This is a genomic window from Streptomyces sp. ISL-12 (assembly GCF_018614415.1).
Classification (GTDB): Bacteria; Actinomycetota; Actinomycetes; order Streptomycetales; family Streptomycetaceae; genus Streptomyces.
On sequence record NZ_JAGGOO010000108.1, the window covers coordinates 21508 to 36049 of the forward strand.

General features: G+C 75.7%; 8 protein-coding genes. 5 read left to right on the top strand and 3 right to left on the bottom strand.

Annotation, left to right across the window (positions count from 1 at the left end; translation table 11 throughout):
* Nucleotides 1-236: 236 nt before the first annotated feature.
* Nucleotides 237-2333 carry an alpha-galactosidase gene (locus J7I94_RS27015; RefSeq protein WP_215170976.1) on the bottom strand — a complete coding sequence of 699 codons (2097 nt, stop codon included), beginning with the start codon at nt 2331-2333 and terminating at the stop codon, nt 237-239.
* Nucleotides 2334-2475: 142 nt separating this feature from the next.
* Here J7I94_RS27015 and J7I94_RS27020 point away from each other — a divergent pair, with 142 nt between their 5' ends.
* The 4 genes from J7I94_RS27020 (at nt 2476) to J7I94_RS27035 (ending at nt 6193) form a co-directional block, all read left to right on the top strand.
* The gene (locus tag J7I94_RS27020) at nt 2476-3189 is read left to right on the top strand and encodes a restriction endonuclease (RefSeq protein ID WP_215170977.1); all 714 of its coding nucleotides are present in this window, start codon (nt 2476-2478) and stop codon (nt 3187-3189) included.
* A gap of 205 nt (nt 3190-3394) precedes the next feature.
* Nucleotides 3395-3958 carry a hypothetical protein gene (locus J7I94_RS27025; RefSeq protein WP_215170979.1) on the top strand — a complete coding sequence of 188 codons (564 nt, stop codon included), beginning with the start codon at nt 3395-3397 and terminating at the stop codon, nt 3956-3958.
* Complete coding sequence (locus J7I94_RS27030; RefSeq protein WP_308114710.1) at nt 3955-5175, top strand: FAD-dependent monooxygenase; 1221 nt, start codon at nt 3955-3957, stop codon at nt 5173-5175. The genes J7I94_RS27025 and J7I94_RS27030 overlap by 4 nt, the downstream gene beginning before the upstream one ends.
* Nucleotides 5176-5440: 265 nt before the next feature.
* On the top strand, nt 5441-6193 hold the full coding sequence (locus J7I94_RS27035) for a histidine phosphatase family protein (RefSeq protein ID WP_215170981.1): 753 nt from the start codon (nt 5441-5443) through the stop codon (nt 6191-6193).
* Nucleotides 6194-6229: 36 nt separating this feature from the next.
* On the opposite strand, the gene J7I94_RS27040 is transcribed toward J7I94_RS27035, so the two are convergent.
* Nucleotides 6230-7114 (bottom strand): SGNH/GDSL hydrolase family protein, encoded by an 885-nt coding sequence (locus tag J7I94_RS27040; protein WP_215170983.1) that lies wholly within the window; start codon nt 7112-7114, stop codon nt 6230-6232.
* Between the two features lie 197 nt (nt 7115-7311).
* Between J7I94_RS27040 and J7I94_RS27045 the strand changes: the two genes are divergently transcribed.
* A complete protein-coding gene (locus J7I94_RS27045) occupies nt 7312-10776 on the top strand; it encodes a phosphodiester glycosidase family protein (RefSeq protein ID WP_215170985.1) in 3465 nt (1154 codons plus the stop codon).
* A gap of 198 nt (nt 10777-10974) precedes the next feature.
* Here the strand turns inward: J7I94_RS27045 and J7I94_RS27050 are convergent, their stop codons facing one another.
* Complete coding sequence (locus J7I94_RS27050; RefSeq protein WP_215170987.1) at nt 10975-14472, bottom strand: substrate-binding domain-containing protein; 3498 nt, start codon at nt 14470-14472, stop codon at nt 10975-10977.
* Nucleotides 14473-14542 lie beyond the last annotated feature (70 nt).

Consider the following 14542-nt stretch of genomic DNA (forward strand, 5'->3'; position numbering starts at 1 on the left):
CGACCCGGTGGCCGAACGGGAATTCGATCGGCAAGATCAAGCTAGCGCTTACCCGCCGGGGGAGGGAGGGGCAGGGAAGTCCTGTCCGTATTCCGCGCCTCGGCCCACGCCGCACCCCGGCCGGCAGCCGGTCACGCCCTGCGGACGTGACCGGCCGAAGGCCGGCGGGTGGCCGAAAACAGCCGGGGCAGCCGGGGCAGCCGGGGGGAGCGCTTGCGCCGGAGGAACACCCGGGGTCAGCCCTCGCGCCGGAAGCGGAACACCGCGGCGTCGAGATCGCCGCGCAACCCCGTGCGCAGGCCGTGGTGGAGCAGGACCGGGGCGCGGTGGGGGCGGCCGGTGTCCTGACAGACGTACACGGCGCCCGGGTCCAGGCCGCGCAGCCGCACCGGCGCCGGTTCCTGGCCGAAGGACTGGGCCCGCAGCCAGGCGAGGACCACGACCTCGTCGCCCAGGCTGTACTGGACGGCGCTCAGGCCGTCACCGTCCGGCGGCAGCAGCCGGTGCAGGCGCCCGCGCTGGACGACCGGCCGGATCTCCTTGTAGAGCCCGATCCACTTGCTCGCCTCGTCGAGTTCGGCCTCGCTCCAGCGGGTGAGGTCGCCGCCGACGCCGAGCACCCCGGCCATCGCGCTGACGAACCGGAACCGCAGGGAACTGACCCGCCCGTTCATCTGCTCGTTGGGGCTGTCCGTCACCCAGGCCGCCATCACCCGCGCCGGGTGCACCTGCCCGAAGCCGTGCTGGATGGCCAGCCGGTCCGCCGGGTCGGTGTTGTCCGACGTCCACACCTGGTCGGTACGGGAGAGGATGCCCAGGTCGATCCGGCCGCCGCCGCCCGAGCAGGACTCGAAGGCGACGCCCGGGTGGGCGGCCCGCAGCCGGTCCAGGATGCCGTACAGCGCCTCCACGTGCTCGGTCCACAGCCGTTCCGGGAACGCCTCGCCGGGCCAGCCGGGGTCGGTGAAGGAGCGGTTGAAGTCCCACTTGACGTAGTCGATCGGCGCCGACTCCAACAACTGGTGTATCCGCTCCTCGACGAAGGCGGCCACGTCGGCGCGGGCGAGGTTGAGGACGAGCTGGTTGCGGAACTGGGTGGGCGCGCGGCCGGGGACGTGCTGGGTCCACTCGGGGTGCGCCCGGTACAGGTCGCTGTCGGGGTTGACCATCTCCGGCTCCACCCAGATGCCGAACCGCATGCCCAGGGCGCGCACTTCCCCGGCGAGCGGGGCGAGCCCGCGCGGGAACCGGTCCGGGTTGGGACTCCAGTCGCCGAGCCCGGCCCGGTCGCTGGTCCGCCGCCCGAACCAGCCGTCGTCGACGACGAACAGCTCCGTACCGATGGCGGCGGCCCGGCGGGCCAGTGCCAGCTGCTGCTCCTCGGACACCTCGAACCAGGTCGCCTCCCACGAGTTGTAGAGCACCGGCCGGTCCTCGGCGGCCGACGGGATCACGTGCGCCAGCTGCCAGGCGTGCCAGGCGGCACTCGCCCCGCCGAAGCCCTCGGCGGACCGCAGGCCGGCCAGCACGGGCGTACTGCGCGACTCACCGGGCGCCAGGACCAGCAGCCCCGCGTCGTCGTGCCCCCAGCCGCCGGTCACCTGCACGGTGCCGTCGGGCAGCCGGCGGGTGGCCAGCCGCCAGCTGCCCGACCAGGCGAGGGCACAGCTGTAGACCTCGCCGTGCTCCTCGGTGGCGGTGCCGTCGGCGTCCAGCGCCACCCAGGGCAGGTGCTGGTGCCCGGTGTGCCCGCGCCGGCTGCCGATCGTGTGGGCGCCGTAGCCGACCGGGACGCGCACCAGCCGGCTCTCCGCGCCCCAGCGGCCGTGCAGATGGGACAGCCGCCAGGCGGCGCGCACGGGCAGCGTCCAGGTCGCCGAGTCGGCCCGCGGCACCTCCAGGGGCGTGTCCGCCGAGGTGTTGGCGACGGTGACCCAGCGTTCGACGACGTCGTGTCCGTCCCGGAGGCGGTAGTGGAGGGTGAGGGACAGGGAGGTCACGGGATCGCGGAAGGCGAGGCGCAGTTCGTCCCCCGCCGTCCCGGCGGAGACGAAGGTCCACGCGGTGCCGCGGGCGCCGGGGGACCGTACGATCAGGGCGGGTTCGGCGAACCGCCGGCCGCCCTCGACGGGATACTCCTCATGGCCGTCGAGCGGCGACTCGAACGACCACTCCGGCAAAGGGAGTCCGGCGAGCGCGGCGACGTCCGCGAGACCGATCCGCGGCCCCCAGTGCAGGTGCAGCAGGTGGTCCTCGTCGTCCAGGCGCAGGGCGTAGGAACTCGTCGGGCCGGACAGCAGCCAGCTGCGGCCGTCCTCTCCGGTCTCGATCATCGGGCGTCCCTTCGGTGAGCGGTGGGGTCTCCGGTCTCGGATGCCGCCGGATCGCGCGTCATCTTAAGACCGTCGATCTTGGGCAGGCGGAGTGAAGTGATCTTCGTCGTGATCTTTGTCCAGGCCCTGTGGAGGGAGCGCAATGACCGTACCCACCCGCCCCGTTCGCCGCGCGGACCGCGAGCGGCGCTTCGACCTGCGCGCCACCGCCCTGTTCTTCCTCCTCCTCGCGATCCTCCTCTGCCTCGCGGGCTTCGTGGTCCGCACCGCGGCCCGGACCGCCGGGCAACGTCCCGCGTGGGCCGTCGCCCTCGTCCTGACGGGCGTCGCGGTGGCGTGGCTGTGCCGCTCCGGGCGGCGCCGCCGGTCGGCCGTGAGGTACGCCCGGCGCGCCACACTGGCCCTGGAGGAGGCGGCCGAGCAGGTGGCGTCCGCCCCCGTACCGGAGGTCGCGGCTCCGGGAACCGAGTACGTCGAACTGGAACCCGACGGTTTCGAGCACGCCGTGGCCGCTCTCTGCGCCCGGGACGGCTGCCCCGAGACGGAAGTGGTCGGCGGCCCCCAGGACCTGGGCGCCGACGTCCTGGCACGCACCCCCGACGGACGGCGGATGGTCGTCCAGTGCAAGCGGTACGGCGACGGCCACAAGGTCGGCTCGCAGGACATGCAGCGCTTCGGCGGCACGTGCTTCACCGTCCACGAGGCCGAGGTCGCGGTACTCGTCACGACCAGCGACTTCACCGCTCCCGCCCTCTCCTACGCGCAGCAGTGCGGCATAGTCTGCGTGAACGGCGAGGAACTGGACGCCTGGAGCGACGGGACCGGACCCGCCCCGTGGACCCGCGCCGCCGGCTGAGCGGAGACCGCCGTCCACCGTCTCGGAGTCCGCCCGCCGATGTCCCCGCTTTCCCCGCGCAATCGCCCGATGGGGTGAACAGCCCGTCCATGCCCGCCCGGTGGCACGACTCGTCCGGTTGAGTGAAGTGCGCGCCACGCACGAGTGACGACGGTCGCAACGAAGCTCCGCAGTCTCTGCGGCGGACGGAACGGTACGGGTGACAGTGACCACGACAGAGCGGACGGCCGACTTCGCGAGCCGGGAGCGCACGGACGCGATCGCCCGGTTCGCCTCCCCGGCCACGCGCCTGCTGCTCGCCGGCGACGGCCTCACCACCACCTCCCTGCAAGCCTGGGCGCGGGCCCCGCTGACCGTGGGAACGCTGGAGTGGCAGGTGCGCGGCGACCGGGACACGCCCATCGCCATGGCGCCGGCCGTACTCGGCGGACCGGACCGCGTGGTGGTCCGCAGCAGCACGCTGGTGGACCCGGCCGGGACGGTGTGGTCGGCCAACGTGGTCGTCGGACGGCTGGACGTGGACGCGCGCACCACCGCGTGTCTGCAGGGCGCCGGCCCGCTGGGGCCCGAGCTGCACCGGGCGGGCGTGAGCGGGCACCGCTCGCTGCTCGACATCGGCCGGATGCCGTGGCCGCTGGTGCGGGGCACCGCGCCCGCGGCCTACCGGATCTGTCTGCTGCGGCACGGGGCCGAACCCCTGGGCGTGGTCCGGGAGATCTTCAATCCCGCGCTGGTCGACCCCCGCCTGCTGTCGGAGCGCGGACGGTGACCCTCCGGCTGTCGGCGCAGGTCGGCATCGTGGGCGCGGGCCCGGCGGGACTGGTGGCCGCCTGTGTGCTCGGCGCGGCGGGAGTGGACGTCTGCCTGCTGGAGAAGGACTCCCGGCGGGACGTCGAGGAGCGGGCCAGGGCCGGCCTGGTCGAGCACCGCGTCGCCGAGTACCTGGAGGGCCGGGGGCTGGCCGACGGCATGCTGGCGGACGGCGTGCGCCACGCCTGGTGCGACATGGTCTGCGAGGGCCACCGGGTGCGGATCGACTACGGCGCGCTGTCCGGCGGCGCCGCCCACTGGGTCTACCCCCAGCAGTCGCTGGTGCGCGACCTCGTCGCACGGGCGGCTGCCGCGGGCTGCCCGCCCCGGTTCGGCCGCAGGGTGCGCGCGGTCACGGACGTCGACGACCGCCCGCGGCTGCTCGGCGACGGCCTGGAGGTCGTCTGCGACTACGTGCTGTGCTGCGACGGTCCGCACAGCCTCGCCGACAGCCTGTCGCCCGGTACGGCACGGTCCTTCCGCTACCCCTACGACTGGCTCACCGCCCTGGTGGCCGTCGACCGGCCCGTCGAGGGAGTGACGTACGCCGTCCACGCGGACGGGTTCGCCGGGCTGATGCCGCGCACCGGTCACCGTGCCCGCCTCTACCTCCAAGTGCCGTGCGAGGACCGGGCCGAACGCTGGACGCCGGACGGCATCCGGGCGGCGTTCCGCTCCCGGGCGGGCGCCGCGGCCGACGGCCTCCCGATCGTGGGAGAGATCCTGGACGTCGGCATGCTCCGGATGCGCGGGATGGTCCGCGACCGGGCACGGCTGGGCCGGGTCCTCCTCGCCGGCGACGCCGCCCACGTACTCACCCCCAGCGGGGCCAAGGGGCTCAACCTGGCCGTCGCCGACGCGGCCGACGCCGCCCGCGGCCTGATCTCCTGGTTCCGCGACGGCACCGGCGCCGACCTGGCGGGCTACGCGCGGCGGCGGGCCGCCGAGGCCTGGCAGGTGCAGGAGTTCGCCGACCGGCTGCTCACCCTCCTCCACCTGCCCGAGGGGGCCGGATCCGATCCGCGGTTCCTGCTCCGGCTGCGACGCGAGCGGATGCGCCACCTCGGCCGGCCGGGTCCGCAGGGGGCGGAGTTCGCCCACTGGTACGCCGGTTCGGGCCGCGGCCCCGACCTCCGCGGCCCGGTCGGCGTCCCCGTGCTCGCGGGGAACGGATGACGGGCCGGGCGGAGCTTTCCGGCCACGGCAGGGGGAACGGAACACTCCCACCTCCGTTCGTGTCACACTGATCGAAGGCCCGCCGCGCATCCCCCGTCGCGGCGGGCCGTATCCGTACGGCGGCCGGGCGGTCATCGGCCCAGCCGTCGAGCCGCTGCTCCGAGACCGTCGGCTGGGTGGGGCCCCGTCCTCGGACGTCGTCGGGCCCTGCCCGGCACTACCCGGTCTGGCAGGATGCGCCCTCCGGGAACCGACAGGAGGCCGTATGGTCCAGCGACACTCCGCGCCGGCCGGCTCGCACGCCGTCGACCTCACACCCCCGTGCGCCCTCGGCGCGCTGTGGGCGGTGCGCCACGGGGAGAGCACCGCGAACGTGGCCTTCGCCGCGGCCGAACGGTCCGGCCGTTCCGCCCGGCCGGTACCCGGCCGCGACCGTGACGTGCCGCTGTCCGGCGCGGGCGCCGCCCAGGCCGGCGCACTGGGCCGCTGGCTGGCCGGTCAGCGGCCCGGCACGGGACCGGAGCTGGTGGTGTGTTCCCCCTACGTCCGCGCACGGCAGACCTGGCAGGGCATGGCCGAGGGCGCCGCGGGGACGTACGGCGCGGCACTGCCGGTGGTGGCCGACGAACGGCTGCGGGACAGGGAGACGGGCGTCCACGAACTCTGGCCCCCGGCGGTGCTGCGGGAGCGGGCCCCGCGGGAGGCCGAGCGCCGCGCCACGGCGGGGGAGTGGTGGTTCCGGCCGCCCGGCGGTGAGGCCCTGACCGATGTCGCCCTGCGGGTGCGGCAGTTCGTCACCGACCTGAGCGCGGCCGCCCCCGGCCGCAGGGTGCTCCTGGTGGCGCACGACGCCGTGGTCGTCGCCCTGCGCCACGTACTGGCCGGGATCGGTGCGGAGGCGCCCGATCCGGTGCCGCCCGTTCCGAACGCCTCCGTCTCGTACTGGCGCGGCGACGGCCGTCGCCTGCGGCCCGTCCTCTGGGGCGACACGGCCCACCTGACGGCGCCGGACGGCTGAGGAACCTTCCCGTACGAGGCCGGCCGGGACCGGGGATCAGCCGAGTCCCAGGACGCTCATGGCGTGCTCGGCCATGCGCCGCTCCCCGAGCGCGTTGGGGTGGACGGGAACGAGGTTCGTGGAGAAGAGCAGCGGTTCGATCCACCGGGTACCGAGGGCCGCGCAGGCGTCGTGCCCCTCGGAGACCCGCGCGAAGTCCACGAAGACGGCGCCGGTCTCCGCCGCGGCGCGCTGGACGGCCGCGTTGAGCCGCGCCTGGATGCCGCGCAGGTACGGCACGTCGCCCTCGGCGATGGGCAGCTTGGCGAAACAGGACGGGTCGGCGGAGGCGGGCACGATCCAGGGGTAGCCCAGCGCCGCCACGCGCGCGCCGGGCGCCTTGGCGCGGACGCCGCTCAGTGCCGCCTTCAGCGCGGGATAGGTGTTGGTCTCGATCTGGTCCACGAACGAGGTGCCGTACCGGTCCTTGCAGGGACTGCCCTTGCCGCCGCTGAGCACCCCCGCGGTGCCGCAGGAGGTCACCGCGTTGATGAACGTGCTGTTGTCGTTGCCGCCGATCGTCAGCGTCACGAGGTCGGTGCCGGTGTCCAGGGCGTTCAGTTGCGGGGGGACGCCCGGGTACTGGGACTGGGTGAAGTGGCTGGTCTGGGCGGCGCCGCAGGTCACGTCGGTGAGCCGGGCGCCCGTGGTGGAGGCGATGACCCGCGGGTAGTTGGCGGTGGAGCGCAGGCACAGCAGATTGGTGACGTCCACGGGCAGGACGCCGGAGCCGGCGCTGTAGCTGTCGCCGAGGGCGACGTAGTCCAGGGGCTCGGCGGCGTGCGCGGTGGCACCCGTGGCACTCAGGGCCAGGGCACCCGCCGTAGCAATTGTCGCGGCCATGACACGCCGCGCGGGGCGTCTGAAGGTGCGCTTCGGCATGGGCTGTCCCTCTTCTCGGGCGTACGGGCGGATGGTCGCGGCGGCGCCGAACCGGGCGTTACCTGCAAGTAACACTGATAGGTAATGTGCGGCCTGTGAGACGGGGAGTCAACAGGCGTGACTCGACTTGTCGTCACCGCCGTTCCCTCAACGCGCCGTTCACACGTCCGCCGCTGTGGCTCCATAGCGTCATGTCCATGAATGAACTCCCCGAGAGCTCCCTGGCCCTGAGCCGACGCGGCCTGCTCGCCGGCGCGGTGGCCGCGGCCCTCACCGCGACCACGGCCGGCGGTGCCGCCGGCGCCGCCCCCGCCCGGCCCGCCGGCGGCCCGGCGACCGGCACCGGTACGCGCCACGGCACCGACGGCGGCGCCCCGCGCCCGTGGGTCCCCGACTACCGCACGACGGTTCCCGGCGAGTCGGTCGAGGTGGACCGGGTGGACCGCCCCGTGGCCCCCGGCATCGTCCTGACCAGCTTCGCCACCTACGGCCGCACCGGCTGGACCCGGGTCCACGTCCTCAACGCCGATCTGCGCCACGCCGCCGCCGACCTGGTCGCCGGGAAGGTGAGCGAGAAGCGCACGCCGTCCGCGCTGGCCGGGGCGCGGGGCGCGGTCGCCGCCGTCAACGGCGACTTCTTCGACATCACGGAGACCGACGCCGCCATCGGCCCCGAGATACAGGACGGCCGGCTGCGCAAGGGCAGCGCCACGGCCACCACCGTGGCGACGGTGGGCGCGGACCAGGTCGCGCGGCTGGCCGACCTGATGATCGAGGGCACGGTCACGGTGGCCGGCACCGCGCGCCCGCTGGCCGCGCTCAACTCGCCCTCCCCGCCCCTGGACGGGCTCACCGCCTACACCCCGCTGTGGGGTCCGGGCCCCCGCACCACGATCGGCGGCACCGGCCCGTACACCGAACTCGTCGTCACCGACGGCAGGGTGACCCAGGTCAACGGCGAACTCACCGACACCGCGGTGCCGGACGGCGGGCTGATCGTCGTCGGCCGGGGCACGGCCGCCGCCCGGCTCGCCGCCGCCCGCCCGGGCGACCCCGTCACCGTCACCTTCGCGCCGCGCTCCGACTCGCCCGCCGCGCCGCACATGGCGCTGGGCAGCAACGCCGTACTGGTCCGCGGCGGCAAGGCCGTCGACTTCCCGCCCGGCGAGGGCAACGACGCGGACAAGCCGCGCACGGTCATCGGCTGGCCGGCCGGCGGACACCGGCTGCTGCTGGTCGCCGTCGACGGCTCGGCCGACTTCTCGGCCGGCCTCTCCTACGACGCCACCGCCGAACTGCTGGTCCGCCTCGGCGCGAGCGAGGCGTTCATGCTGGACGGCGGCGGCTCCACCGGCATGGTCGCCCGCCGTCCCGGCGACACCGAGGTCAGCGTGGTCAACACGCCCTCCGACGGCGCCGAACGGCCCGTACCCAACGGGGTCGGCCTGTTCGGCACCAAGGGCTCGGGAAAGCTGCGGGGACTCGACGTCCGCGCCGCGGCCGACCGCGTGGTCCCCGGTCTCACCATGAACGTCACCGCCGCCGGCTACGACGAGACCTGGTCCCCGGCCGCCGTCGACGGCCACCGGATCGGCTGGACCGCCCGGCCCGGCTCCCTCGGCCGGGCGCACGACGGCGTCTTCCGCGCCGGACGGCCCGGCGCCGGCACACTGACCGCCCGCGCCGGCGCCGCCCGCGGCGAGCACCCGATGCGGGTCGTCGGTCCGCTGCACCGGCTCGCCTTCACCGACCGGGCCCTCACCATCGAACCCGGCGCCACCGCCCGGACCGGCCTGACCGGCTACGACGCCGACGGCTTCGACGCCCCGGTGGCCGCCAGCGACGTCACCCTCGACCACGACGAGGCCGTCGTCGACGTGACCGCGCAGGCCGACGGCCGCCTCACCGTCACCGGCGCCGCGGCGGCCGACGGCAAGGCGACCGTCCTCACCGCGACCGTGGACGGGGTCACGGCCCGGCTCACGGTGACGGTCGGTCTGGCCGACGTACCCCTCGCGGAGTTCGAGCCGGACGAGACGTGGACGGCCGTGGCATCCCGCGGCACCGCGTCGGCCCGGACCGTGGCCGCCCCCGACCGCCCCGGCGCCGACGCCGGCAACCACGCCCTGCGCCTGACCTACGACTTCACCGGACAGCCCAGTACCTCCGCGGCCTACGCGGTGGCGAGCGCCCCGATCACCCTGCCCGCCGGCACCAGACGGCTCGCGCTGTGGGTCAAGGGCGACGGCCGCGGCCACTGGCTGCGCGCCATGCTCCGCTCCCAGGGCACCACCAACGTGCCCTTCACCTTCACCACCACGGTCGACTGGACGGGCTGGCGCCAGGTCGTCGGGGACCTGCCCGACGGCTTCTCCGGGCCGATCACCCTGCTGCGCCTCTACATCGCGGAGACCTCGCAGACCGACAAGAACGCCGGCGCGCTGGAGTTCGACGCCCTCGCCGCACAGGTCGGACAGCAGCCGGAGACCGCCGAGGCACCGTTGCCCGACCCTTACGTGGTCGGACAGTCCGGGCTGCCGCGCGGCCGCTGGACCTTCGCGGTCCTGTCCGACCTGCACATCAGCGCGGCGACCGGACCCGACTCCTTCGCCGGACGGCAGGCGGCCACCGCCCTGGCCCAGGCGGTCGCCGCGGACCCCGACTTCATCCTGGTCAACGGGGACTTCGTCGACGACAACGGCCCGGCCGACTTCGCCCTCGCCGACAATCTGCTGCGCGATCACGTACCGGCCGCACTGCCCGTGTACTGGACCCCCGGCAACCACGAGGCCGGCCTGTCGGCCACCGGCGGCCTGGACGCCTTCAAGGCCGCCACCGGACGCCCCAACCGGCAGGTCTTCGACCACAAGGGCACCCGGTTCGTGCTGCTGGACTCGCACACCGGCGACATCCGGACCTCCGACTGGGACCAGGTCCCGGCGCTGCGGGACGAACTGGACAAGGCCGCCGAGGACCCGCGGGTCACCGGTGTCGTCGTCGCCTTCCACCACCCCCTGACCGACCCCTCCGGCGCCGGTTCCTCCCAGCTCTCCGACCGGCTCTCCGCCGCCCTCCTCCAGCGCTGGCTGGCCGGCTTCCGGGAGACCTCGGGCAAACCCGTCGCCCTGTTCACCGGCCACGCCCACACCGCCTCCGTCACCCGCGCCGACGGCGTCCTGGAAGTGACCACCCCGGCCGTCGGCAAGGCGCCGTACAGCTCTCCCGACCAGGGCGGCTTCTTCGGCTGGATGCACGTCGCCGTCGACCCGCGCCCGGCCCGGATCCGGCGCGGCCTGCCCAGCCCCGCCACCCGGGACTGGCTCCGGGCCGAGAGCCGCCCGCTGATCGACGCCGTCGAACTGTCGGCCCCCGCCGAACTGGCCGCCGGCGCCTCGGCCGCCGTCGCGGCCACCGGCGTCACCAGCGAGTACGGTCTGCGCTTCCCGCTGCGCCACCCCGCCAGCGTCGTCTGGTCCGGCTCCCCGGGCCTGGCCGTCGCCGTCTCGGCCGCCGACGCGAAGAAGGCCGCCGCGAACCGCCGGACCCTGGCCGTCCTCGACCTGACCACGCACACCCTCACGGCGCTCCGCCCGGGGCGAGTCACCCTGACGGCCACCGCCGGCGGCCGGTCCGGCTCGGCGACCGTCGGACTGACCGGCTGACGCCCGGCCGCGCCCCGGACGTCCGTCAGGGGCGGCAGGCCCCGCGCGCGGGCGTGCCGACGCTCCTGGACTCGGCCCGCTCCGCGCCGGGGCCACCGGGCCCCAGAGGGCGCCGAGGCCCGGGTCGCGGGTGGTCCAGTCACCGGCGAGGACAGCCGCTCCGGCGCCCGGCGGCCTGCGCCGGACCATCGACGGCGATCACGGAACCCGCCGGGAGACACACGGGTCGGCCCCCGGGCCGGCGAGGCTCTCCTCGCGGTAGGCGCGCGGGGCCACGCCGGTCACCCTGCGGAAGGCCCGGCTGAAGTGGGAACGGTCGCGGAACCCCACCGCGCGGGCCACGCTCTGGACGCTGTCCTCGCTCGTCCGCAGCCGTTCGGCCGCCCTGCGCACCCGCAGCCGGGTGAGGTACTCCCACATCGTCAGGCCGTAGCGCCGGTGGAAGAGCTTGCCGAGGTGGTCCTCGCTGACCCCGGCGGCCTGCGCGAGCTGCCAGCGGGAGACGGGCCGCCGGTAGTGCTCGTAGAGGTAGACCAGGGCCTCGTCCAGGACGGCCCGCACCCGCGGCGGCAGCCGGCCGTCGCGGCCCGTCAGCTCCCGTACCAGTGCCGCCGCCTCGTGCGGCGCGAACACGTCCAGGTCCAGCAGGAGCAGCGCCGGATGCGGACGGGCCCGCCGGGCGTCGGCCGCCGTGATCCCCTCGTGCCCGGCGACGACCGCGGGGCACAGCGCCCGGCCGCTCCCGTCGTGCAGCCGTTCCACGACGTCCAGGCCGTGCAGGTCGGCGAGGGAGGACTCCAGGACGACGAGCCGGGGGGTCTCCTCCGCGATCAGCGCCAGCACGGTCGCCGCGTCGGCCACCACCCGGGTCGGGTGGTCGGGCAGCGCGGCCTCCGCGATCCGCCGCAGCTCCTCCCGTGACTCCTGCGAGCGGCCCGCCACCACGACCGGTTCGGCCAGGCCGCTCGGCCGCAGCGCCCGCAGGGCGTCCGCGAGATCGGTGCCGCGGGCGCCGAAGAGCACGAACGGCGTGTGCCGCAGGGCGGGATGGTCGTGCAGCCGCTGCACCACGCGCCACTCCTGCGGCCGGTCGGGCAGCGCCTCCCACACCACCGCCCCGGGCCCGCGGTCCGCCGGGAACGGCACCGTGTCGTGGCCGCCGTCGGCGCGATGGGCCCGCACCCCGTGCCGCTCGGCCGAGTGCCGTACGTCCTCGGCCACCTCCCCGGGCGTGACGACGAGCAGCGGCCCGGTGCCGGCCGGAGGCCGGTGCGCGTGTCCGTCGGGGGAGGGGAGGGGGAGCTCCAGGACGTACTCGGCGCGGTCCGGCCCTCCGGTGGGCCGCAGCGAGCCGCCGTGCATCATGGCCAGCCGGCGGGCCGTGGTCAGCGCCACGTCGAACCGGTGCGCCTCGCCGGCCGGGGCCGGTACCGAGGGCACGGCGACGACGACCCGCACCCCGGCGGGCGACCAGCCGGCCGACACCTCCACCGTGCCGCCCCGGGCCAGGTCCGCGGCGGCGGTCAGGACGTTGCCGAGGACCTGCCGCAGCCGGGCGGCGTCGGCCGGGACCGACGGCAGCCGGTCCGGCAGCTCGACCGACCAGCGCGGACGCGCCGGCGGCCGGCGCCCCGCGGCCGCCTCGGCACAGGCCCGCCGCAGCAACGGCAGCGGATCGAGCAGCCGGCGGGTCAGTACCAGGTCGCCGGCCTCCGAGTGGGCGAGGTCGAGCAGGTTGGCGCTGAGGTGCAGCAGCCGGGCGGCGTCCCGGTGCACCTCCGCCAGCACCGCCTGAGGGTCGTCGCCGCCCCGCGCGAGCATGGCCTCCAGCGGCTCACGCAGTTCGGCGACGACATGGGTGAGCAGCCGGGTCTGGAACCGGTTGGCCTGCTCGGCCGCGTCCCGCGCCCTGCGCACCTCGTCGAACAGCCCGATGCCCTTCAGCGCCGCGCTGATCTGGTCGCCCAGCTCCCGGTAGAGCGCCCCGTCCTGGTCGGCCGCCGTCTCCCCGGCGGTGGCGTCGAACACGGCCAGCCCCAGCTGCTGTTCACCGATGTGCAGGGGCTCCAGGACCAGCCGGGAACGCCGCCCGGCGCCGGGCATCAGACTGTCGGGGAGCAGCAGCGCGGCCGAGAAGGGCGGGCTGTCCAGCACCCCCGCGTGCCCGAGCCGCCGCGCCTCCGCCCGGGTGAGCAGCGGCCGGGCGATACCGCGCACCGGCGCCGCCGCCCCGGGCGCGGCCTGCTCGTACAGCACGATCCGGTAGGCCGGCACGCCGGGCTGGGCGAGGTGGCGCTCCAGGACGTCGCAGAGCCCGTCGAGGTCGACCACCGTGGTCAGCGCGGTACCGAACTCCCGCAGCCGCCGGGCCCGTACGGCCTGGGTCCAGCGCCCGTACTCCAGCAGCGCGCGCGACCGCTCCGCGACGATCAGCCGGGCCTGTCCGAACAGCGCCTCCGCCGGCCCGCGCAACTCGGCCGGAAGCGGGTCGACGACACCGAGGCGGGCCCGCTCCAGCGCCTGGTGCCAGCGTTCGGTCTCGGCCTGGGTGCGGGCCCGGCCGCGCAGCAGCCGCTCGACCAGCGGCAGGAAGCCGCCCGCGCCGTCGTCCGCGGAGTCCGCCGCCTCCGCGGACTCCGCGGCGCCGGGCACGAGGTCGGCGTGGAAGGCCTCCGCGAGCCGGGCGCCGGCGGACGGCGCCACCGCGTCCAGCGCGGCCCAGCCCCGCGGTTCCTCGGCCGCCCGGGACACCGCCCGCGGCCGTACGGCGTACCGCGCCGTCGGGTAGGGGCATCCGCAGGAGCGGCGCGCGACGAGGGTGGCCGGGATGGTTGTGCGGTCCGGCGGTCTGGTGCCCCGCAGCCTGGCCACCAGCGTGTCCACGGCCAGCGCGCCGAGTTCCGCGAAGGGCAGGGCCACCGAGGTCAGCGGAGGATCACCCAGCCGCGCCTCCGGCGAGTCGTTGAACCCGACGACGGCCACGTCCTCCGGCACCCGCACGCCCCGCCCGGTCAGCAGCCGCAGCGCGTCCGCGGCCAGTACGTCGCTGCACGCCAGCACCGCGTCGAAGTCCACCCCCGGCCGCAGCCCCCGCGCGTCGAGCAGCACCCGCATCGCCGAGGCGCCGCCCGCCGCGTCGAAGTCCACCGCCGCGCACACATGCGTGGACTCCAGCCCGATGCCGTGGTGGCGCAGGGCGTCGACGCAGGCGCGGTAGCGGTCCTCGGAGACCGGGTTGGCGACCGGGCCGCGGATGCACACCGGCCGCCGGCAGCCGTGCCGGGCGACGAGGTGCCCGACCAGTTTGCGCATGCCCGCGTGGCTGTCCACGGACAGGACGTCCGCCTGGTCGCCCAGCGGCTGGTTGAGACTGATCACCGGCAGGTGCGCCAGCCGCCGCAGCAGCCACCGGGCCCGGTCCCCCGAGGAGGGCAGGCCGATGGTCGAGCTCCAGCAGACGACGCCGTCCAGCCGGGCGGGGCCCACGAGTTCGTACAGGGCGCTGCGGGGCGCGTCGCCGCCGCGCAGGTCACCGCCGGGGAAGCAGACCAGGCCGACGTCGTCGCGCTCGGCGGCGGCGCGGACACCGGACCACAGGGTGGCACCGACGCCGAGGTGGATATTGGCGGTGAGCAGCCCGATGATGAGCGGCCGGCGCGGGCCGCCGTCCGCCGTACCGTGCGGGTCCGCGGCCATCGGCGCTCCCTCGGTCGGTTCCGGCCGGCATCTCCGGGGGGTGGAGAACCTAGACGAGGCGGTCGCACCC